We start from the raw sequence: 22,382 nt of genomic DNA on the forward strand, positions 1-22,382 counted from the left end.
CCTCCGCCGCCCCCGCCGACCCGGCCCTGCCCGCCGCCGATTCCGCGGAGGGCGCGGGCCTGTCGGGCCCGGTGGACGGCCGGGACGGCGCCGTGGCGGACCGTTTCGCCGCCGGCCTCTACGCGCTGGCCGACCTCTCCGTGGACCACGGCGGGCTCAGCGACTGGCTGCGTTCCGAGGCCGCCGTGCGCATCCTGGAGGCGGCCTGCCGCGCCCCCGGCGCGCCCCGGGCCGTGCACACCGCGCGGGTCACCGACCTGCTGGCCGTCAGCGAGCGGCTGGAGCGGGCGCTGCGACCGCTGACGCTCGACTGGTACGGGATGGACGGAGACCAGCCCGGCGCCGACGCCGGCCTGGCCGCCGCGCAGCTGTGCCACGCGGTCGGCGGCGGCCCGGCCGCCCTCCCCGGCCTGCTGACCCGCCACTTCTACGGCACACCGCTGCTCATCACCGAGTACGGATCGCGACTGCGCGAGCACTACCTGATCAGCGCCGCCCACGCGGTCGCCCCCTCCGCGCCGTCCGCACCGGTCCGTGCGCTGCTGGCCTCCTTCCAGGTGCGGCTGGCCCGCGAGGCGTACGCCTCCGCCGCGCTGATCACCCCCGGGAACACCCACACCCGCCGCTGGCAGGAGCGCTGTGGCGCCGACCGGGAGCGGCTGCGCACCGTCTACCCGGGGATGGACGCCCGCCCGTTCCACGCGCTGGGGGAGACCGGCGGCCGGGCGGCGGCCGTTCGCCGTGTCCCCGCCGGTCGCGTCGCGGCGGGACGACCGGACGGACAGGGCGTGCACGGGCGCGGGCCGGCCGATGAGGGTCGCCGGGTCGGGGCGCTGGGGCCGGCGGCGGCCGCGGCTGACCGGCGCGAGGCGCGTCCCGCCGACGAACGGGGCCGGGTGGACCAGGAGCGGGCAGACCAGGAGCGGGCGGACCAGGAGCCCACCCTGGTGTGGGTCGGCCGGATCGAGCCGTCGAAGGACCTCGTCGGGCTGCTCCACGCGTTCGCCGAGGTGCGCCGGTCCGTGGCGTCCGCCCGGCTGCGCATCGTCTCGACCCCGCAGCGCGGGCGGCCCGACCCTGACTATCTGGCGCACTGCCGGGGGCTGGCCGCGCAGCTCTTCCCGGACGAGGCCCCCGACCGGCACGCGGAGGGGGACAACCCGGTGCTGTTCGGCGAGGTCGGCGACCCGGACGTCCCGACGGTCGCCTCGGCCTACGCGTCGGCCTCCGTCGCCGTCCTCTCCAGCGTGGTCGAGGGGTTCCCGGTGCCGCTGGTGGAGTCCATGTTCTGCGCGCTGCCGACGGTGTCCACCGATGTCGGAGCCGTCTGCGAGGTGATCGGCGGCACCGGCCTGGTGGTTCCGCCGCGCAACCCGCGCGCTCTGGCCGACGCCTGCGTGGCGCTGCTGCGCGACCCCGAGCGGCGGGAGCGGCTGGGGTCCGCCGCCCGGGCCCGTGCGCTGGAGCTGTTCACCGTCGAGCAGAACCTCGCCGCCTTCCGCTCCATCTACCTGGAGCTGATCTCCGCGAGTCCCGCCCGCTGGTCCGAGCGGGCCCAGCCCGCCGCCGACATCCCGTTCGCGCGACCGGCCGAGGCCCATCTGCCGGCGCGGCTGCCCGGCGCGGCGCCCAGCTGGGCCGCGTCGGAGCCGATAGCCGGCCGCGGTGCGCCGGAGGCGGGGGAGGCCCCCGCACGCCCAGGGAGGGAGTCGGACGCCGGCTCGTCCCGCCCAGCCGCCGCCCCGGGACGGTCCGCGGGCCGCGCCACCCCGGCGACCACGGAGGCGGCAGCGGCAGCGGCCGCCGCCGCGCTGCGGGCGTCCACAGGCTCGGCGGCCCCGCCCACTCCGGCGATCACCCGGCCCCGCGCGGCACGGGTCCTGCCCGACCACGCGCCACCGCCCGGTCTCGCGGGCGGGCCACCGCCCCCGGCCGGGGCACTTCCCGGCGCGCGCCCGACCGAGCCGGAGCCCGCCAACGCGCGGCGGGCCGGTCACCGGTCCCCGGGCGCCGCCACCCGCCGCGGGGCGAAAGGAGGCGACCACCGATGAGAACCTCCGCCGACCCCGTCCACGCGCTGCTCCACCGCCACCGCGAGATCTGTGAACGTGCCGTCGACCCCCTGGAGATCGCCGCGCTGCTGGAGGCGCGGGGCGTCACCGACCGCACCGCCGCGCGCTTCCGGCACCGCGACGTCTTCTCCCTGGCGGAGGAGCTGTACGCCCGGGTGCCGCGCCCCGAGGAGGCGACGGCCGCCCCGGTGACCACCCCGGAGCCACCCGCCGCCCGGCGGGCGTGTGTCCGGGCGGTGGCCCGTGCCGCCCTCACCCTGTCGCCGGCGGCGCTCTGCGCGGCGACACTCGCCGCTGTCGCCGGGCTGCCCCGGCTGCCCGGGGTCCCCGGCGGGGCGACCACGGTCACCGTCGTCGGCGTGGGCGGAGCGCTGCTGGCGCTGCTGGCTCTCGGGCTGCTGCTGCGGCGCCGGGTCCCGGCCGGCGGCGGGCTCGCCGCGCTGTCCGCGCTGCTGCTGGCGGGGTACGCGCTCGTCGGTGACGCGCTGCTCTCGGAGATGGCCCGGCGCCCGCCCTCCGGCGGTGCCGACACCGTGCGCACCGCCGCGCTGGCCGCGCTCGCCCTGTCGGTGGCCGCCGGCCCCGCGCTGTGGACGGCCGACTGGTTCGGCCGGCGCGCCCGGCTGCGGCTGATCCGCAGCCGCAGCCTGCGTGAACTCGCCGCTAATACCAGGCCGTTGCTGGCCGCTGCCGTGTCCGGCTTCGCCGTGGCCCTGCTGGCCGCGCAGGGGGGCGTCTGGGCCCTGTCCCATCTGTCACGTGGCACGCCGGCCCCCTGGCCCGCGCCGGACGCCGGGCAGGTCGTGGCGTTCACCGCCGTCGGGCTGCTGCTCCACCTCGCGCTGCTGCTGCTCGCCCACGGTCACCGGGACGCCGCGACCGGCGCGCTGGCGACGGTCTCGGTCACGCTGCTGCTGGCCGTCTCGGTGGTGGGCGCCTCCTGGCTGCCCGGCCTGCGCGCCATCGGCCTTCCCGTGGAGTACGCGCTGGGCCTGGGCGGGCCGCCCCTGCTGCCGGCGGTGCTGGCCGGTGCCGTCTGGCTGGTCCTGCTGGTGTACGCGGCGCGGACGCTGACCGGGCCCTGGGCGCACCACAGCGCGCCGGTCGCTCCGGCCGGCACGGCACGCGGCGGCCCCTCCGCCGCCCGCCGCACCCCGCCGGAGGCCCGTGGGACGCGGGCGCCGCTACGGGCCACGCACGGCGCCGCGCGGTGGACGGCCGGGTCCGCCGACTGCGGCCACGGCGCGGACGCCACCACCGGCGATCCGGCCGACGACGAGGGCCCGGCCCCGTACGGACCGCCGCCCGGCGGTTCCAGACCCGGCCGGGCCGGCGCCGACCGGCCCGGCGGCGACGGGCGCGCCCATCCGGGCCACCCCGCCGACGTGATGTGACGGCCCGACGGGCCGTGACCGTCGCGCTCTGACCGAGCGTTACCGAAAGTGACAAGGAGAGTTTCGATGAGAGTGCTGCTACTAGGGGCGAGCGGGTACCTAGGGCGGTTCATCGCCGACCGGCTGCTCGCCGACCCCGCCGTCCACCTCACGGCCCTCGGCCGGGGGGACGACGCCGATGTCCGGTTCGACCTGGCGACCGGCAGCCCCGGCGCGCTGACCCGCTTCCTCGACGCGGTGCACCCGTCGGTCGTCGTCAACTGCGCGGGCGCGATCCGCGGCAGCGCGCGCGACCTGACCCGGCACAACACGGTGGCCGCCGCCACGGTCTGCGAGTCGCTGCGCCGCAGCCGCTGCGGTGCGCGCCTGGTGCATGTCGGCTGCGCCGCCGAGTACGGGCCCTCCCAGCCGGGTTCGACCACGGCGGAGGACGCGCAGCCGAGGCCGGGCGGACCGTACGGGGTGAGCAAGCTCGCCGCCAGTGAACTGGTCCTGGGCTCCGGTCTCGACGCCATCGTGCTGCGGGTGTTCTCCCCGGCCGGTCCCGGCACCCCGGCGGGTTCACCGCTCGGCCGGCTCGCCGACTCGCTGCGCCGGGCGCTCCAGCACGGCGACAACGAGCTGAAGCTCAGCGGGCTGGGCGTCCAGCGGGACTTCGTGGACGTCCGGGACGTGGCGCGCGCGGTGCACGCCGCGACGCTGTCGGCGGCGCAGGGCGTCGTCAACATCGGCTCCGGCCAGGCGGTGCGGCTGCGCGACGCCGCCGTGACGCTCGCCCGGATCTCCGGCTACACCGGCGCGCTGCACGAGCTGGACGGCCCGCCGACGGCCCATGTCCCCTCACCGCGGATGGGCGACCACCAGCAGCCCCCGCCGCACTCGCCGTATCCGGACGGATGCGGCGTCTGGCAGCAGGCCGACGTGCGCACCGCCCGCGACCGGCTCGGCTGGCGGTCACGGATCGCGCTGGAGGAGTCCCTGGCCGACATCTGGATGGAGGCGGCATGCCGGATGTGACGCTGCGTCGCGTCACGGGCCGGGCCGCCTCTCTCGTCCCCCGGCGCCCGGGCGCGGGCGCCGGGCTGGTGGCGCCGGGGTTCGCGCACCCGATGGTGGCGCCGCTGGAGTGGGCCGAGCTGGCCCGCGCCGATGTTCCGCTGCGCTGGGCGGTGCTGGACGTCGCGGACGGTCCCGGTCAGCGCCCGGACGGTTTCGTGGCGGCGGCGACCGCCGGGCTGCGGGTGCGCGGCCGGGCGGTCCTGGGGAGGCTGGCGCTGCGCGGGGGCAGCCGCCCGCCCGCCGAGGTGCTGCGGGACGCGGAGCGCTACCTGGAGTGGTACCGCCCGGACGGCTTCTATCTGGACCAGTGTCCGGGCGGGCCCGGTGAGCTGGCCGCCGTGCGGCGGCTCACCGCCACGCTCCGGGCGCTCCGGCCCGGCCTGCGGCTGGTCCTGGGCCATGGCGCCCACCCGTGTGAGGGGTACGTCGAGGCGGCCGACCAGCTGGTGACGTTCCGCGGGCGCTGGCGGGAGTACCGCTGGTCGCAGGTGGCCCAGTGGACCGCCCGTCATCCGGCGGAGCGCTTCTGCCATCTGGTGTGCGAGGTGCCCCGGGCACGGCTGGGCGAGGCGTTGCGCGTCGCCCGCTGGCAGGGGGCGGGCGCGTTCTACCTCACCGACCGGCTGGCGAGCGGGGGAGTGGACCCGTGGTCGGCGTTGCCCGGCTTCTGGGACGAACTCGTCTCATGCGTCGGGACGACGGTCTCGGAATGAGACCGGCCGTGGCAGTGTTGTGGGCAGTGTGCATGGCGTTCATACCGCTCATCGCTTTGTCGGAAGATCGTTCCGTGCCGGTCCGTCCGGCCGGGACGGTCTCCGGCGGCCGACCACCGTCCACCCCTGACCAACGGAGCCCCCGTGTCGCTGCCCCCCCTGGTCGAGCCGGCCCCCGAGCTCACCGTCGACGAGGTCCGCAGGTACTCCCGCCACCTGATCATTCCGGACGTGGGGATGGAGGGTCAGAAGCGGCTGAAGAACGCCAGGGTGCTGTGCGTCGGCGCCGGCGGGCTCGGCTCGCCCGCTCTGATGTACCTGGCCGCGGCTGGAGTCGGCACGCTCGGCATCGTCGAGTTCGACGAGGTCGACGAGTCCAACCTCCAGCGGCAGATCATCCACAGCCAGGCCGACATCGGCCGGCCGAAGGCCGTCTCCGCCAAGGAGACCGTGCAGGGCATCAACCCCTACACCCGGGTCAACGTGCACGAGGAGCGGCTGGACTCCTCCAACGTGCTGGAGCTGTTCGCCGACTACGACCTGATCGTCGACGGCACCGACAACTTCGCCACCCGCTACCTGGTCAACGACGCCTGCGTGCTGCTGAACAAGCCGTACGTCTGGGGTTCGATCTACCGCTTCGACGGTCAGGCGTCGGTCTTCTGGTCCGAGCACGGCCCCTGCTACCGCTGCCTGTACCCCGAGCCCCCGCCCCCGGGCATGGTGCCCTCGTGCGCCGAGGGCGGTGTGCTGGGCGTGCTGTGCGCCTCCATCGGCTCCATCCAGGTCAACGAGGCGATCAAGCTGCTCGCCGGCATCGGTGAGCCGCTGCTCGGCCGGCTGATGATCTACGACGCCCTGGAGATGACCTACCGCCAGGTCAAGGTCCGCAAGGACCCCGACTGCGCGATCTGCGGCGAGAACCCGACCGTCACCGAGCTGATCGACTACGAGGCGTTCTGCGGCGTCGTCTCGGACGAGGCGCAGGAGGCGGCGGCCGACTCCACCATCACGCCCAAGCAGCTCAAGGCGTGGATCGACGGTGACGAGAAGATCGACATCATCGACGTCCGCGAGCCGAACGAGTACGAGATCGTCTCCATCCCGGGAGCGCGCCTCATCCCGAAGAACGACTTCCTGATGGGCAACGCGCTCCAGGACCTCCCGCAGGACCGCAAGATCGTCCTGCACTGCAAGACCGGCATCCGCTCCGCCGAGGTCCTCGCCGTGCTGAAGAACGCCGGCTTCTCCGACGCGGTCCACGTCGGCGGCGGGGTCATCGGCTGGGTCAACCAGATCGAGCCCGGCAAGCCCGTCTACTGAGGACCGGCCCCTGGCACCACACGAAGAAGCGCCCTCCCACGCGACGAACACGTGGGAGGGCGCTTTCTCGTGTACAGGCCCGGGAGCCGGCCGGGGGTGTCCGGCCGGCGGAACGGTCGTCCGCCAGCTGGACACCCCGGTCGGCGTCAGCCGCAGACCAGACCGTTCTGCGGGATCATGCCCGACAGCAGGTACTCCTCGACCGCGTCGTTGATGCACGGGTCCTTGCCGTAGGCGCCGTGGCCCTCACCGTCGAAGGTGATGAGCACGCCGACCCCGTCCCCCAGCTGCTGCTGCATCCGCTCGGTGCCCTCGTACGGGGTGGCGGGGTCGCCGGTGGTGCCGATGAGCAGGATCTCGGCGGCGCCCTCGGCGGAGACCTCCGGGAACTCGTACGAGCCGTCCACCGGCCAGCCCTCGCAGCCGTTCAGCGACCACAGCAGGTACGGGCCGAAGACCGGGGACGCCTCCTCGAACGCGTCCCGGTGCTCGTCGATCGCCGCCCGGTCGCGCTGGCCCGTCACGTCCGCGCAGCGGATCGCGGCGTGGGCGTCCTGCTGGTTGCTGTAACGGCCTTCGTCGTCGCGGCCGTTGTACATGTCCGCGAAGGCCAGCAGCAGTTCGCCGTCCTTCTCGTGCATGGCCTGGGTGAGGCCCATGCTCAGGTACTGCCAGGTCTCCTCGTCGTAGAGCATCGCGACGATGCCCAGCAGGCCCAGCTGCTCCGTGAGCGCGCGGTCGCCGCCGGCCTCCAGCGGCTCCTCGGCCAGACCGTCGAGGAACTCCACCAGTGCGTCGGTCCCCTCCGCGCCGCCCTCACCGGTGGGGCACTCCTCCGCCAGCTGGGTCGCGCAGTCGGCCATGTAGTTCTCCAGCGCCAGCTGGAAGCCGGACGCCTGGAGCAGCGCGCCGTCGACGAAGTCGGCGGTGGGGTCGATCACCGCGTCGAACACGGCCCGGCCGACCTGCTCCGGGAAGAGGTTGGCGTAGACGCCGCCCAGCTCGGTGCCGTAGGAGGCCCCGTAGTAGGAGAGGCTGCTGTCGCCCAGCACATGGCGCAGCAGGTCCATGTCGCGGGCGGTGTTGGCGGTGGTCAGATGCGGCAGCAGCTCGCCGGAGTTCGCCTCGCAGGCGGCGACGTACTCGGCCGCCAGCTCGGTGTAGCGCTCCTCCTGCTCCTCGTCGCGCGGGACGGCGCCCGCCTCCTGGTCCAGGCGGTCGGACGCCTCGTCGTCGAGGCAGACGACACCCGCGCTCTCGCCGACGCCGCGCGGGTCGAAGCTGACGAGGTCGTACCCGCCGCGCAGCTCCTCGTAGTCGTCGGCCAGCAGCGGCAGCGTGAACACCCCGGAGCCGCCCGGCCCGCCGAAGTTGAAGATCAGCGAGCCGATCCGGTCACCGGCGTCACCGCTGCTCGCGGCGCGCACCAGCGCGACCGGGATCGTCTCGCCCTCGGGCTCCTCGTAGTCCAGCGGCACGGTGAGCGTGGCGCACTGCCACGGTGTGCCGTCCGGCAGCTCGCCCGGGGCGGGGCCGCCGCCCTGGGCGACGGTCGGGCCCTCGCAGGACTCCCACCGCAGACGCTGCTGGGAGATCGAGTCCGGCACGCCCGGGTAGGCGCGGGCGGCCGGGGTGGACTCCTCGCTGGGACGGCTCTCGTCGTCCCGCTCGCCTCCGCCGCCGTCGTCCCCGCCGGAGCAGGCCGTCAGCAGCAGCGCACCGCTGAGCAGGGCCGCGGTGGTCGCCGCTGCGCCGCGGCGGCCTCGTGTTCGTGTGCGTTCACCCATCGTGGTGTGTCCCCCGGCCTTTCTCGGCGGTCCTCGGTCGTGCGGTGGTCCTCGTGGTGCGGTGGTCCTCGTGGTGCGGTGGTCCTCGTGGTGGTGCGGTGGTCCTCGTGGTGCGGGCGTTCGGTGGTCCTCAGGCGGGCCTCGGGTGGTGCGGTGGTTCTCGGTCGTGCGCGTTGCCGACGGTCGCCCCCGCCGCGCCCGAGTCGCCGTGCGGCGCCTCAGGTGCACATGGTGCCGTCATCGGGGGTCGTGCCCGACAGCAGGTGGGCGTTGACGGCCGCGGTGACGCAGGGATTGCCGCTGGTGTAGGCGCCGTGGCCCTCTCCGTCGTAGGTCAGCAGCGCCGCCACGTCCTCGCCGAGGGCGTCCCTCATCCGCTCCGCCCCGTGGTACGGGGTGGCCGGGTCCCCGGTGGTGGCGACCAGCAGGATGGTGCGGGCGGCCCCCTCGGCGGCGACCTCGGGCTGGTCGCGGTCGGAGTTCGACTCCCAGCCGGTGCAGCCCAGCAGCTCCCACACCAGGAACCGTCCCAGGACGGGCGAGGCGGCCTCGAACTCGGCGCGGTGGGCACGGACGGTGTCCAGGTCCGGCCGGGAGGCGAAGTCCGCGCAGTTGATCGCCGTGTTGGCGTCGTGCAGATTGCGGTAGCCGCCCTGCTGGCCCCGGCCGTGGTAGCGGTCGGCGGCGGCCAGCAGGATGTCGCCGCGGCCCTCGCGGTCCGCCTCCCGCAGACCGCGGCTAAGCCGCTGCCAGGAGCCCTCGGAGTACAGGGAGCCGACGATGCCGGTGACGGCCAGCCCCTGGGTCAGCAGCCGGCCCTCCCCGGCGGGCAGCGGCTGGTCGGCGAGGCCGTCCAGCAGCCCGCCGAGGAACCGGTACGCCTCGGGGAGGTCCCGCCCGGCGGGGCAGTCGGGCCCCGCGACGCAGTCGGCGAGGTAGTGGTCGAGCGCCAGCTGGAAGCCGGTGGTCTGGCCGAGTGCCCGTCCCACCACGTCGACGGTCGGGTCCACCACGGAGTCCAGCACCGTCCGCCCCACCCGCTCGGGGAAGAGGCCCGCGTAGACCCCGCCGAGCTTGGTGCCGTACGAGGCGCCGTAGTAGTGCAGCCGGCTCTCACCCAGGACCTGACGCAGGATGTCGAGATCGCGCGCGGTGTTGGCCGTGGTCAGATGCGGCAGGAGGTCGCCGGAGGCGTCGGCGCACGCCGCCGCGTAGGAGTGGCGCCGGGCCAGGAACTCCTCCTCTCCGGCCGCGTCCCGGGGGGCGGCGGTGGTGGCCAGCATCGCGTCGCGGCCGGGGCCGTCCAGACAGACGACGCCCTCGCTGTCGCCGACGCCGCGCGGGTCCAGACTCACCAGGTCGAAGGCCCCGGCCAGCGGTTCGAACCGCTGCTCCATCCGTGGCAGCGTCGCCACGCCGGAGCCGCCGGGGCCGCCGAAGTTGAAGACCAGCGAACCGACCCGCTGTTCGCTGTCCGTCCGCGAGCGGACCAGCGCCAGATCGAGGGTCCGGCCGTCGGGATCGGGGTCGGCGTAGTCCAGGGGGACCGTCAGCCCGGCGCACTCCCAGTCCGCGCCGGGAGCGGCGCCGCCACCCTGCGCGGCGGACGGTGCCCCGCAGGCCGACCAGTTCGGCTCCTGCTTGGTGAACTCCTCCGGAACCGAGGGGAGTTCGGGGACAGCGGTCGGTGCGGGCCCTGCCTCGCCGGCGACGCTGGGCGAGGGCAGCCCCGGTATGTGCGGGTCCTCGTCCGCGGCGTCGTCCGGGGCGGAGGAACAGGCGGTGACGGCACACAGCAGCGCGGCCACCAGCGCGGCGCCACCGCGCCGCGCCCCGCCCCGCCCGCTGTTCGTCCGCCTGCTCATGGGCCCCCAGTCCGCCTCCGTGACACCTCCGTCAGGCTAACCGACGGTCCCCCGCGTGGTCGCCGGGCCGAGCGCCGGGAGGCGGCCGATCCCGTGGGGGTCGGGTGTGCGTCCGCGGCCGGGGTGTGTGCGCCGGGTGCGCGTCGCGCCCGCCGCGCGCCCCGCCGGGCCGGGCGCGCCCCGGGGCTGTCAGCCGCAGGTGAGGCCCGACTCGGGCACCATGCCCTCCAGCAGGTAGTCGTCGGTGGCGCTCTTCACGCACCGGTCGCCGGAGGTGTAGGCGCCGTGCCCCTCGCCCTCGTAAGTGATCTCCACGGCCACGCCCTCGCCCAGGGCCTCGCGCATGCTCGCGGTGCCCTCGTACGGGGTGGCGGGGTCGCCGGTCGTGCCGATGAGGAGGATCTCGGCGGAACCCTCGGCGGAGACGTCCGGGTGCTCGGACGCGCCGTCCACCGGCCAGCCGGTGCACCCCAGCAGCGCCCAGGCCATCGCCGGACCGAAGACGGGGGACGCCTCCTCGAAGGTGTCCAGCCGGGAACGGACGTCGTCCGGCGTGTACCGGGAGCTGGAGTCGGCGCAGCGGATCGCGGTCAGCGAGGACTGGAGGGTGGAGTAGGTGCCGTTGGTGGAGCGTCCGTTCATGGAGTCGCCGAGCGCCAGCAGGATGGAGCCGTCCGGGTCGCTGTCGTCGGTGGCGTCGTCCAGGCCCTGCGTCAGGTACGGCCAGAAGTCCTCGGAGTACAGCGCCTGCGCGACCCCGCCCCAGGCGAGGGAGCGGGTGAGGGGCCGGTCGGCGTCGCGGGTCGGCATCGGGTTCTTCTCCAGCCCCTCCAGCAGTTCGTTGAGCTGCTGTTCGGCTTCCTCGGGAGTGCCGTCGAGCGGGCAGTCGTCGGTGCCCAGGCAGTCCTCCAGGTAGTTGCCGAGGGCCAGCTGGAAGCCGCGGGCCTGCCCGAGCGCGCTCTCCTCGTCGTTCTGGGCCGGGTCCACCACCGCGTCGAACACCGCGCGGCCGACCCGGTCCGGGAACTCGTGGGCGTAGACGCCCCCGAGCTGGGTGCCGTAGGAGACGCCGAAGTAGTGCAGGGTGCTGTCGCCCAGCACATGCCGCATCAGGTCGAGATCGCGGGCGGTGTTGGCCGTGGTCAGGTGCGGCAGCAGGTCGCCGGCCCGGTCCTCGCAGGCGGCGGCGAAGTCCGCGATCCGCTGCTGGAACTCGTCCTCGCCGCCGGTGCCGGACGGTGCCATGTCGGCGGCGAAGTGCTCGTCCAGCTCCCGGTCGTCCAGGCAGACCACGCCGTCGCTGTCGCCGACGCCGCGCGGGTCGAAGCTCACCAGGTCGTACCGCTTGTGCAGCGTGCTGTAGTCCGGCGCGAACGCGGGCAGGGTCACCACGCCGGAGCCGCCGGGGCCACCGAAGTTGAAGATCAGCGAGCCGATCCGGTCCTTCTCGTCGCCACCGGCGGCGGCCCGGATCATCGCGATGGAGAGGGTCTCGCCCTCGGGGTCGCCGTAGTCCAGCGGCACGGACAGGGAGGCGCACTCCCACTCGGTGCCGTCGCGCAGCTTCGCCGGTGCCGAGGCGTCGTCGCCCTGGCGGGCGTCGGGCTTCGGGCAGCCGGACCAGTCGGGGTTCTGGTCGGTGAACTTCGACGGCAGTTCGGCGGTGTCCACCGCGGTCCGGCCCAGGCCCGCGCCCGCGCCGGCCTGCCCGGAGTCCGCCGCTCCCGAGCACCCCGCCGCCAGCAGCGCTCCGGCCGCGGCCAGGGCCGTGACCGTCCTCCAGCGGACCTCTCCGGTGGTGTCGGACTTGGCAGAGCTCATCCGGGACTCCCCTTCGCGGCGGCAGGGCTGGGCTCCAGATCAGCACCGCCGCTCGCGCGGCGCACCCGCTCCACGTCAACCGGGTGACCGTCGACCGGGTGACGGGGTGGGGCCTCGGGCTCGCGGCGCGTGGCGTGTGCGGTGGCGCGTGCGCCCGGCGCGTGAGGTGGCGCGTGCGCACGGCGCTCAGCGGCGGCGGGCGAACGCCCCGAGCCAGCGTCCGCGCAGCCCGAACAGCACCGCCGCCGCGATCGCGAGCAGCAGCAGCGACACCGCCGTGGCTCCCTCCGGGTCCTCCTGCATCAGCAGATACACCTGGAGCGGCAGCGTCTGTGTCACCCCCGGCAGGTTGCCGGCGAAGGTCAGGGTGGCGCCGAACTCGCCCAGCGCCCGCGCCCAGGTGAGCGCCGCGCCGGCCAGCAGGGACGGCAGCACCATCGGCAGCGTCACGTACCGCAGCGTCTGCAGGGTGCCGGCGCCCATGGTGGCCGCCGCCTCCTCGAACTGGACGTCCAGCCCGGTCAGCGCGCCCTCCAGGGTGATCACCAGGAACGGCATCGAGATGAAGGTGGCGGCGACCACCGCGCCGGCGGTGGTGAACGGCAGGGTGATCCCGAGGAGCCGCAGTTCGTCCCCGACCAGCCCCGCCCGGCCGAACCCCTGCAGCAGCGCCACCCCGGCCACGGTCGGCGGCAGCACCATCGGCAGCAGGATCAGCGAGCGGACCAGTGCCTTGCCCGGGATACGGCTGCGGGCCAGCAGCCAGGCGAGCGGCACCCCGAGCACGAGCGAGAGCAGCAGGGCCCACCCCGACACCAGCAGCGACAGGCTCAGCGCCTGGGTGACCCGGGGCGAGGCCAGCCGCTCCCCGAGGTCACCCCAGGGCGCGCGGGTCACGATGCCGGCCAGGGGGACGGCGAGCAGCAGCACCGCCAGCGCGGCCGGCACGACCAGTACCAGCGGCGCGCCGCGGGTCGCGCGGGAGGCCGGGCCGCTCACGGGACGCGGAACCCGGCCGTCTCCAGCAGTTCCACGGCCCGGTCCGAGCGCAGCCAGCTGACGAATGCCGCGGCCTCCACGGGGTTCGGCGCCTCGGACAGCGCGGCGGCCGGGTACTCGGCGAGGACGTTCTGCGCGGCGGGGATCGTCACCGTCGCGACGCGGTCGCCGGCCGATGCCGCGTCGGTGGCGTAGACGATGCCGACGTCGGCCTCGCCGAGGGTCACCTTGGTCAGCACCGAGCGGACGTTGGTCTCCTGGGAGGCCGGGTTCACCCGGACGCCCGCCTCGTCGAGGATCTGCTGCCCGTACCGGCCGACCGGCACCTCCGGGGCCGCCAGCACCACGGTGAGGTCCTCGCGGGCCAGGTCCGCCAGGCCCGTGACGTCCTCGGGGTTGCCGGGAGCGGTGACGATGGTCAACTCGTTCTCCGCGATCACCACCGGGCCCTCGGTCCGGTCGGCCACGCCGTCCATCGAGGTGGAGTCGGCGGTGACGAGCACGTCCGCCGGGACGCCCTCGCGGACCTGGGCGGCCAGTTCCTGGGAGCCGGCGAAGGACAGCCGCAGCTCCACGCCGCGCTCGCTCTCGTAGAGCGGCTTCGCCTCCTCCAGCACATCGGTCAGGGAAGCGGCGGCGAGCACGGTGAGGGCGGTGTCGCCGCCGTCGGCACCGGCGCCGGCGCCGTCCGCGTCGCCGGGGCCGCTACCGCCGCCGGAGCCGCAGGCGGCCAGTGGGAGGACCAGCAGCGCCGACAGCAACAGGCGCAGGGCCGCCGGCCGGCGGCGGGCGCGGGGGGCCGTCACGGGACTTCCCGGAGGTCGATGTGCACGTTGGTGGACTTCACCCGCGCCACCGCCTCCATGCCGACGGCGAGACCCAGTTCCTCGACCGCCTCACGGGTCAGCAGCGACACCAGCCGGTGCGGACCGGCCTGGACCTCCACCTGCGCGGCGACGTCGCCGAGCTTGACGGCGGTGACGATCCCGGCGAAGGCGTTGCGGGCCGTGGTGTAGGAGTCCTCGCCCTCGCCGGCCTCGCCCGCCAGGGCCACGGCGAACGCCGCGAGGTCCCGCCCGTCGATCAGCCGCTTACCGGCGTCGTCCCGGGTCGTCGGGAGCCGCCCGGCGTCCGCCCACCGGCGGACGGTGTCGGGGCTGACGCCGAGCAGTCGCGCGGCGCGGCCGATGGAGTAGGAGCGCATATGCGAGATGTTAGGTCTGTATGACTGGCTACTGCAAGGACGAGCCGCCGCGTCAGGCCGCAGATGCGGCTTCACGAACTCCGGGTGGACGGCTCGCCGGCAGCCCGGCTACAACGCTTCCTTGCGGGTCAGCTGCGTGAACGCCAGCCACCCCGGAACCACCGGCAGCCAGAACGTGACCAGCCGGAACAGCAGCACCGCGGCGCCGGCCGTCGCGGGGTTGAGCCCGAACGCCGCCAGGCCGGCGGCGAGGGTGAACTCCACCGCGCCGATACCGCCCGGAGTCGGCGCGGCCGACCCCAGCGCGTTGCCCGCCAGGAACACCACGGCGACCGTCGCGAAGCTCAGATCCCCGCCGAACGCCCGTACCGAGGCGTTCAGGCACAGCACGAACGCCAGCGTCATCAGCACCATGCCGCCGATACCGTTCAGCAGCTTCCGCGGCTGCTGCACCACGTCCAGCATCCGCGGCACCACCCCGGCGAACAGCACCGAGACCCGCTCGTGGATCGTCCGGCGCAGCGCCGGCACCGCCGTCACGATCAGCGCCAGCACCGCCAGCGTCAGCACCACCGCGATCATCGTCGGCGAGGTCGGCACGGACGGTGTGTGCTGGCTGCCGGTGATGTAGCCGAACACCAGCAGCATCGCCACCGCCGACCCCAGCGAGAACAGCTGGTTGGCGCCGACGCTGGCCACCGCGTGACCCGGCCGGATGCCCGACCGCTGCAGGTACCGGGTGTTGAGCGCCACACCGCCGATCGCCGCCGGGGCCACCAGCTTCACGAACGACCCCGCCAGCTGCACCAGCACCGTCCGCAGATACGGCACCTTCTCCGGCACGAAGCCCAGCAGGCTCATCGCCGCCGCGAAGTACGTCAGCGACGCGAAGACCGCCGCGGCGGCGGCCCAGCCCCAGCTGGCCTGGCCGACGATCTCCCCGAAGTCGATGTGGACCAGCTGCGTGATCAGGAAGTACATCGCGAAGACCGCGGCGATCACCATCACCAGCGTGCGCGGCTTCACCCGCTCCAGCCGGGCCGGCTCCACCGGGGCCTGCGGACGGATCTGCAGCACCTGGCTGCGGATCTTCGACAGCAGGTCCTGCTCCTTGGCGTTGGCCAGCGCCTCCTCCATCACCTGCTTCTCGGCCTGCTTCGCCGCCCGCACCTGCTTGCGGTCCGCGCCCTCAGGCAGCGAGCCACCCGCCTCCCGGTAGGCGCGCGAGGCGTCCAGCACCACCTGGCGCTCGCGCTGCGCGCGCTCGCGCCCGAGCTGCCGCAGCACCTGGCGGGTGCGGCGGCTGAGTGCGATCGGCTGCAGCAGCGGCAGCGCGTCGGCGACCGTGTCCGGTCCCAGCACGGCGGCGGCCGCGTTCACCGCGCGGCGCGGCCCGACCCGCAGGCCGAAGGTGGTGAGCAGCTGCGCGACGTCCATTCGCAGCAGCAGCTCACCGGCGGCGATCTCGCCGCCCCGCAGGTCGGTCAGGAAAACCGTTCCGGCCCCGTCCACCAGCAGCGAACCGCCGACCAGCCGCCGGTGCGCGATGCGACGGGACTGCAACGCGCGCACCTGGCGCCACGCCGACTCCATCAGCTGGTCGGTGATCTCGTCGTCGGGTACCGCGTCCAGGTCCCGGCCGGCGGTGTGCTCGTAGATCAGCATCACGGCGTCCGGACCCAGCTCCGCCGTGGCGATCAGCTTGGGAGCGTTGGCGCCCGCCGCTATGGCGGCGTACGCCAGCAGCGCCTCCTGCTCCAGCGCCTGCCGCAGCGACTGCAGCGAGCGCTGCTGGTGGATGCCGCGCAGGGCAAGCCGGCGCCACACGCGGTAGAAGAAGCCCTGCGCCTGCTGTTCCCGGTCCACGACCGTCACATCCAGCGGCGGCCCGGACTCCAGCGTCACCAGGTACCGGCGGCTCACCTCGCCCCGGTCGCCGTGCCGGTCCTCGGCGCGCAGCGCCGTCACCGGGAGGAAGCCCACGTGCCGCAGCCCGGCCAGCAGCTGCTGGCCGGTGGGGCGCACATTGGGCTGGCCGACCGCGTAGAGCGTGCCGTAGGCGACGGTCCAGCCGATCAGCACCGTCACCAGGATCGAGAACGGGGTGGTGTATCCGGCGACCAGCACGGAGACCGCGTCCAGGATCAGTACCGCCCACATCAGCACCCGCCAGCGCGGGCGGTGGGCCATGCCGACAGCCGTCATGTAGGCGATGACCGGCGCCAGGTAGGCGTGCACGGCGTCGGTGGTGCCGATCCCGCCGGGCGCCCTGGTGGTCAGCGCGTCCTGGAGCTCCAGCGGCGCGAACCGGGCGACCCACAGACTGAACGACAGCGACACCCCGTGGGCGAGGACCGCCGCCAGCACGCCGTCCGCGATCCGCAGCCCGTCCCGCCGGATCAGCCGCTCCACGGCGAACGCCACCGGCACGATCAGCACCGCGATCGCCGACACCATCCCGGTGAAGTCGATCACCAGGCGCGGCGCCGAACCGGCGGCGTCGCCGATGTCCTCCTCCAGGCCCTTGGTGGTGCCGATCGCGAACGTCGCGATCGCCAGTACCACCGCGATGAACAGCAGCCCCAGCAACACCCGGACCAGGTCCGACGGCCGGTGCACCCGAGCGGCCAGGATCGGCTCGTCGACCTCCAGCTGCTCCTGGCCCACCGTCGGCTCCGGAGCAGCGCCGTCGGCGGGGTGAGCCTTCCGCTCAGCCCGCTGATCGTGTGGTCGTGCCGACTCTTCGCCCCGTATCACCAGTCACCGCCGTGACGATACTGGCACGTGTGCCCGTATCCCGGGGGTGAACCCCCCGATCGGACAGTCTGGCGTACGGCACCATGGTGCGCATGGAGCGCCCCGCGAACCACGCCCTCTCCGACTACGCCGACCGGGTGCTGAGCTGGGCGGAACGCGTCCCGCCGGGCCGGGTGCTGACCTACGGCGACATCTCCGCGCTGGTCGGTACCGGTGGCCCCCGCCAGGTCGGACACGTGATGGCCCACTACGGCGCGGCGGTGCCCTGGTGGCGCGTCGTGCGGGCCGACGGCCGACCGCTCCCCGGCAACGAGCGCCGCGCCCTGGAGAACTACCGGGCCGAGGGCACGCCGCTGCGGGAGGCCGCCGGCGGCGGCATGCGGCTCGACATGCGCAACGCCCGCTGGGACGCCCCGCCGCCGGGCTCCCGCCCGGAGGACGACGCCGACGCAGACGACGCGTCGGGCGGCGCCGGGCCGGACGGCCGTGCCACGGGTGACGTCTGAGCGGCCCTCGGCCGTCGCGCCGCCGGCCACCGCCCGGCACGGCTCGGGCGGTTCGGGGACGGGGCGTCGGGCGACTCCGGCCGGTCGGGCCGTACCGGGACGCCGGTGCGTGCTGCGGCTCACATCAACCAGCTTCCGTCATCACGGCCATTCGCGACCAACCGGACAGCTCCCGGCCGCGTCCGTGCGCCGTGCTCCCCACCCGCCGGAGCGCGCCGGTCACGCCGCCGTACCGGCAGCCGGGCCGCCTCCTGGGCCCGGGTACGAGCGCGCGCCACGCGGCCCGTACCGGCTCCCCGCCGCCGAAGGTCCCCGCCGGGGCTCCCGTCCGGAGTCCCGCCGCCCGTCGTCCGGCTGGCGTACCGTCTCCAGCACTGCCCTGCCCGCCCCCGCGTCCATGGGGCGCCCCCGAGAACCTGCGATGCACGTGAGCCTCTCTGTCCCAGCACCCGAACCGCCCTCCGGCACGGCCGCAGGGCTCCCCGTACCCGCGGACCCGGGCGCGTACCGGCTGGTGCGCACGCTGCCGAGGACCGCGAGTCCTCCTGCCATGGACGCAGCGCAGCGCGCCGTGGTTGAGCACGGAGGCGGACCGCTGCTCGTCCTGGCCGGACCGGGGACCGGCAAGACCACCACCCTGGTCGAGGCGGTCGCCGCCCGCGTGGAACGCGGCACCCACCCCGACCGGGTGCTGGTGCTCACCTTCAGCCGCCGCGCCGCCATGGAGCTGCGCGACCGGATGGCCACCCGGATCCGGGGGCGCGCGCCCATGGCCGCCACGTTCCACTCCTACGCCTACGGACTGGTCCGCGCCCACCAGGACCGTGAACTGTTCGCCGAGCCGCTGCGGCTGCTGTCCGGGCCCGAACAGGACCTCTATCTCCGCGAACTGCTCCAGGGCCAGCTGGCGCTGGAGCCCGCGGGCCGCGCCATCGACTGGCCCGGCGACCTCCGCGCCTGCCTCACCACCCGCGGCTTCGCCGACGAGCTGCGCGCCGTCCTGGCCCGCAGCCGGGAACTCGGCCTGCCGCCCGACGCGCTCTCCGCCTTCGCCCGGCGCGACGGACGCCCCGACTGGGGGGCCGCCGCCCGCTTCCTCGCGGAGTACCTGGACGTCACCGAGGCGCACGGCGTCCTCGACTACGCGGAGCTGGTCCACCGCGCGGCCCGGGTCACCGAACGCGCCCGCGAGAGCCATCTCCCCGCCCCGCGCGGCGGATACCCGGCGCCGCCGCACACCTCCTACGACGCGGTCTTCGTCGACGAGTACCAGGACACCGACGCCGCCCAGTCACGCCTGCTGCGGGCCCTGGCCGGCGGCGGACGCGACCTCACCGTCTTCGGCGACCCCGACCAGTCGATCTACGCCTTCCGTGGCGCCGACGTCGGCGGCATCCTCGAATTCCCCGACAGCTTCCCCACCACGGAGGGCGCCCCCGCGCCCGTCGCCGTCCTCGGCGTCAGCCGCCGCAGCGGCGCCGGTCTGCTGGCGGCCACCCGGCGGCTCACCGACCGGATGCCACTGACCCGGCTGCCCTCCCGCAAGGTCCGCGCCCACCGCGACCTGAGCGCCGACCGCCCAGGTGGCGGCGTGCGGGTGCTCACCTTCCCCACGCCCGGCGCCGAACTCGACAACATCGCCGACCTGCTGCGCCGCGCCCACCTGGAGGACGGCCTCGCCTGGCGCGACATGGCGGTGCTGGTCCGGGCCGGCGGCCGGTCCATCCCCGGGATGCGCCGCGCCCTCACCGCCGCCGGCGTCCCCCTGGAGGTCGACGGCGACGACCTGCCCCTGCGCCACGAACCGGCCGTCGCCCCGCTGCTCACCGCGCTGCGTGCCGTCGCCGACCCGGCCACCCTCACCACCGAGACCGCACTCGCCCTGCTCGTCTCGCCGCTCGGCGGTCTCGACGCCGCCGACCTGCGGCGGCTCGGCCGCGCGCTGCGCACCGAGGAACGCGCCGCCGGACAGGACCCGCCGCCGTCCTCCGACGAGCTGATCGCCCGCGCCCTCGCGGAGCCGGAGCGGCTGGTCACCCACGACCCGCGCTACGCGGGCGGCGCGCTGCGGCTGGGACAGCTGCTCACCAAGGCGCGTGACCTGCTGCGCGGCGGCTCCACCCCGGAGGACGCGCTGTGGGAGCTGTGGCAGGGCACCACCTGGCCGCAGCGGCTGGAGCGCTCCGCGCGGCGCGGCGGCGCCGCCGGGCGCAACGCCGACCGGGACCTCGACGCGGTCTGCGCGCTGTTCGACGTCGCCGCCCGCGCCGAGGAGCGCACCGGTGGCCGGGGCGCCCTCAACCTGCTGGCGGAACTGGAGGCCCACGACATCGCCGGGGACACCCGCGCGGTGCGCGGCGTCCGTCCCGACGCCGTCCGGCTGATGACGGCGCACCGCGCCAAGGGCCTGGAGTGGCCGCTGGTCGTGGTGGCCGGCGTGCAGGAGGGGCTGTGGCCGGACCTGCGCCGCCGGGGGTCGCTGCTGGAGGCCGACCGGATCGGCCCGGACGGCCTCGCCGACCCGCTCACCCCGGCGGCGCTGCTCGCCGAGGAACGCCGCCTGTTCTACGTCGCCGCCACCCGCGCCCGGGACCGGCTGATCGTCACCGCCGTGCGCGCCGGTGACGACGGCGACCAGCCGTCCCGGTTCCTGACCGAGCTGGGTGTGGAGCCCGAGGACGTCAGCAGCCGGCCGCGGCGCCCGCTGTCGGTCGCCGCCCTCGTCGCCGAGCTGCGCGCCACCACCGTCGACCCGGAGGCCCCCGCCGCGCTGCGGCACGCCGCCGCCCGCCGGCTCGCCCGCCTCGCCTCGCTCCGCGACGCGGACGGCGCGCAACTGGCGCCCGCCGCCCACCCCCAGCGCTGGTGGGGGCTGCGCGAGCAGACCAGCACCCGGACCCCGGTCCGCGATCCGGACCGCCCGGTCGCGCTCTCCGGCAGCGCCCTGGACCAACTGGTCAACACCTGCTCCCTCCAGTGGTTCCTCGGCCGCGAGGTCTCGGCGGACGGCCCGGCCACCGCCGCGCAGGGGTTCGGCAACGTCCTGCACGTGCTGGCCGACGAGGTCGCGTCCGGCTCCACCCCGGCCGATCTGTCGGTGCTGCTGGAACGGCTCGACGGGGTCTGGGACTCCCTCGCCTTCGAGGCGCCCTGGCACTCCCGGCAGGAACGCGAGGAGGCACGCTCCGCGCTGGAGCGCTTTCTGCGGTGGCACGCCGACCAGAGCCGCCTCGGCCGCGAAACCGACGGCAGCGAGAAGGAGTTCGAGGTCACCCTGCGTGCGGGGGAGCACCAGGTGCGGATCAGGGGGATCATCGACCGCGTCGAGCGGGACGCCGAAGGCCGCGCCTACGTCGTCGATTTCAAGACGGGAACCACACCACTGTCCAAGGCGGACGCCCGGCTCAATCCCCAACTGGCCGTCTACCAGCTGGCCCTGCGCCACAACGAGTCGGCCGACGACAGCGCCGACCGGCTGGGCGGCGGCGAACTGGTCTACCTCCGCAAGGGCGCCACCAAGGCGGACGGCGGCGACGCCATGCCGCTGCTCCGACTCCAGGGGCCGCTCGACGGCGGGGAGGCGGCGACCGGGGACGCGGGGTCCGGGGACACGGGGTCCGGCGATGCGGCCTCCGGGGACGCGGCCTCCGGCGACGTGGCAGGTGACGGCGCCGGGGACTGGATCGGCGGACTGCTCGCCGAGGCGGCGGGCCGGGTACTGGACGAGCGGTTCACCCCGGCCCCCGGGCAGCACTGCGGCACCTGCGGCTTCCGCTCCTCCTGCTCCGCGCGGCCCGAGGGGCGCCAGATCCTGGAGTGAGCGCCGCGGCCCCGGCGGTGTGGGACAGCCCACCATCCGGAACCGGCAGAGCCACACCGGGCGTCCCGCGTCATGACACGGACGCCCCGCCCGGGCGGCGGCCCCCGGCCGGAGAACCGGCCCCGGGGGCGGCGAGAAACAGCGGTACCCGGCAGTCCGGCCGGACCGCCCGTGTGATCGGATGCATCTCCGATCGACAGCGGGGCAGGCGGACGCAGAAGGCGACCGAAGCCCAGAACCGCGAGGAGCAAGCGTGACACCGAAGAAGAGCGTCCTGACGGCAGCGATGGTGGGCGCGTTCGTCCTCGGAGCCACGGCGTGCGGCAGCGACGGCGGACACTTCGAGGGCAAGGAGCCCCAGGAGATCGCCGAGGCGGCGCGCGCCTCCATGACGGATCTGGACTCGCTCAGCATGTCGAGCGACATCAGCGGCCAGAACGGCATGACCGGTGAGACCGAGTCCATCAAGCTCAACGCCAGCATCGCCGGCAACGGCGACTGCGAGGGCAGCGTCGCCCTCGGCGAGGCCGAGGCCGACTTCATGAGCGTCGACGGCACGGGCTACTTCAAGGCCAACGACGCCTTCTGGAGCGAGGAGGGCATGGACGGCAGCGAGATCAACTCCCAGATCGGCGACAGCTGGGTCGCGTCGCCCGAGGGCCAGGACATGTTCGGCGCGCAGTTCTGCGACCTCGACTCGTTCCTGGAGGACCTCGCCTCCGGCGAGGGGGACTCCGGTGAGTGGGAGTCCATCGACTCCGACAGCATCGACGGCACCGCCACCGTCGGCGTGCGCAAGACGGACGACACCGGCAGCACCGACATCTTCGTCGCCGACTCCGAGGACGCCCACATCCTCAAGATGGTCCGCGACGGCGACGAGGAGGAGGGCACCGTGACGTTCAGCGACTTCAACAAGGAGTTCGACTTCTCCGCCCCCTCGGACACGGTCAACGCCGACGAACTGGGCTGATCCGACCGGCTGTTCCACGTGACGGGCCGGGTGCCGGAGGTGGACGACCTCCGGCACCCGGCCCGCCGCCGTGCCCGGCCGTTGTTCCC

15 protein-coding genes are annotated in these 22,382 nt (G+C 74.9%); 8 read left to right on the forward strand and 7 right to left on the reverse strand.

The window, feature by feature from the left end:
- Nucleotides 1-59 precede the first annotated feature (59 nt).
- From E0D90_RS04410 to moeZ, 5 genes are all read left to right on the forward strand, one after another.
- Nucleotides 60-2,051 carry a glycosyltransferase gene (locus E0D90_RS04410; protein WP_265415935.1) on the forward strand — a complete coding sequence of 664 codons (1,992 nt, stop codon included), beginning with the start codon at nt 60-62 and terminating at the stop codon, nt 2,049-2,051.
- Nucleotides 2,048-3,466, forward strand: coding sequence for a hypothetical protein (locus E0D90_RS04415; protein ID WP_130796666.1), 1,419 nt, complete (start codon nt 2,048-2,050; stop codon nt 3,464-3,466). Before E0D90_RS04410 ends, E0D90_RS04415 begins: the two co-directional genes overlap by 4 nt.
- Before the next feature lie 66 nt (nt 3,467-3,532).
- Nucleotides 3,533-4,483, forward strand: coding sequence for an SDR family oxidoreductase (locus E0D90_RS04420; RefSeq protein ID WP_103500975.1), 951 nt, complete (start codon nt 3,533-3,535; stop codon nt 4,481-4,483).
- On the forward strand, nt 4,471-5,238 hold the full coding sequence (locus E0D90_RS04425; protein ID WP_130796667.1) for a spherulation-specific family 4 protein: 768 nt from the start codon (nt 4,471-4,473) through the stop codon (nt 5,236-5,238). The genes E0D90_RS04420 and E0D90_RS04425 overlap by 13 nt, the downstream gene beginning before the upstream one ends.
- A 144-nt stretch (nt 5,239-5,382) precedes the next feature.
- Nucleotides 5,383-6,561: an adenylyltransferase/sulfurtransferase MoeZ gene (moeZ, locus tag E0D90_RS04430; RefSeq protein WP_103500977.1), complete on the forward strand. Its 1,179-nt coding sequence runs from the start codon at nt 5,383-5,385 to the stop codon at nt 6,559-6,561.
- Between the two features lie 146 nt (nt 6,562-6,707).
- Here moeZ and E0D90_RS04435 read toward each other — a convergent pair whose 3' ends face one another.
- From E0D90_RS04435 to E0D90_RS04465, 7 genes are all read right to left on the reverse strand, one after another.
- Nucleotides 6,708-8,348, reverse strand: coding sequence for an alpha/beta hydrolase (locus E0D90_RS04435; RefSeq protein ID WP_130796668.1), 1,641 nt, complete (start codon nt 8,346-8,348; stop codon nt 6,708-6,710).
- Nucleotides 8,349-8,566: 218 nt separating this feature from the next.
- Nucleotides 8,567-10,213 (reverse strand): alpha/beta hydrolase, encoded by a 1,647-nt coding sequence (locus tag E0D90_RS04440; protein ID WP_130796669.1) that lies wholly within the window; start codon nt 10,211-10,213, stop codon nt 8,567-8,569.
- Nucleotides 10,214-10,402: 189 nt separating this feature from the next.
- Nucleotides 10,403-12,034, reverse strand: coding sequence for an alpha/beta hydrolase (locus E0D90_RS04445; RefSeq protein WP_130796670.1), 1,632 nt, complete (start codon nt 12,032-12,034; stop codon nt 10,403-10,405).
- Nucleotides 12,035-12,220: 186 nt separating this feature from the next.
- Nucleotides 12,221-13,033: an ABC transporter permease gene (locus tag E0D90_RS04450; protein ID WP_103528300.1), complete on the reverse strand. Its 813-nt coding sequence runs from the start codon at nt 13,031-13,033 to the stop codon at nt 12,221-12,223.
- A complete protein-coding gene (gene modA / locus E0D90_RS04455; RefSeq protein ID WP_130796671.1) occupies nt 13,030-13,839 on the reverse strand; it encodes a molybdate ABC transporter substrate-binding protein in 810 nt (269 codons plus the stop codon). Before modA ends, E0D90_RS04450 begins: the two co-directional genes overlap by 4 nt.
- Nucleotides 13,836-14,237 carry a TOBE domain-containing protein gene (locus tag E0D90_RS04460; protein ID WP_130796672.1) on the reverse strand — a complete coding sequence of 134 codons (402 nt, stop codon included), beginning with the start codon at nt 14,235-14,237 and terminating at the stop codon, nt 13,836-13,838. Before E0D90_RS04460 ends, modA begins: the two co-directional genes overlap by 4 nt.
- Before the next feature lie 108 nt (nt 14,238-14,345).
- Complete coding sequence (locus E0D90_RS04465) at nt 14,346-16,994, reverse strand: lysylphosphatidylglycerol synthase transmembrane domain-containing protein (protein WP_227869979.1); 2,649 nt, start codon at nt 16,992-16,994, stop codon at nt 14,346-14,348.
- Between the two features lie 92 nt (nt 16,995-17,086).
- Between E0D90_RS04465 and E0D90_RS04470 the strand changes: the two genes are divergently transcribed.
- The 3 genes from E0D90_RS04470 to E0D90_RS04480 all read left to right on the forward strand — a co-directional run bounded on the left by E0D90_RS04470 (nt 17,087) and on the right by E0D90_RS04480 (nt 22,293).
- The gene (locus tag E0D90_RS04470) at nt 17,087-17,500 is read left to right on the forward strand and encodes an MGMT family protein (RefSeq protein ID WP_130796673.1); all 414 of its coding nucleotides are present in this window, start codon (nt 17,087-17,089) and stop codon (nt 17,498-17,500) included.
- Between the two features lie 550 nt (nt 17,501-18,050).
- Nucleotides 18,051-21,320 carry an ATP-dependent helicase gene (locus tag E0D90_RS04475; protein ID WP_227869980.1) on the forward strand — a complete coding sequence of 1,090 codons (3,270 nt, stop codon included), beginning with the start codon at nt 18,051-18,053 and terminating at the stop codon, nt 21,318-21,320.
- 253 nt (nt 21,321-21,573) lie between these two features.
- Nucleotides 21,574-22,293 (forward strand): hypothetical protein, encoded by a 720-nt coding sequence (locus tag E0D90_RS04480; RefSeq protein WP_103502490.1) that lies wholly within the window; start codon nt 21,574-21,576, stop codon nt 22,291-22,293.
- Nucleotides 22,294-22,382 lie beyond the last annotated feature (89 nt).

Source organism: Streptomyces otsuchiensis, from assembly GCF_004305975.1.
In the GTDB taxonomy this organism is placed as follows: Bacteria; Actinomycetota; Actinomycetes; order Streptomycetales; family Streptomycetaceae; genus Streptomyces; species Streptomyces otsuchiensis.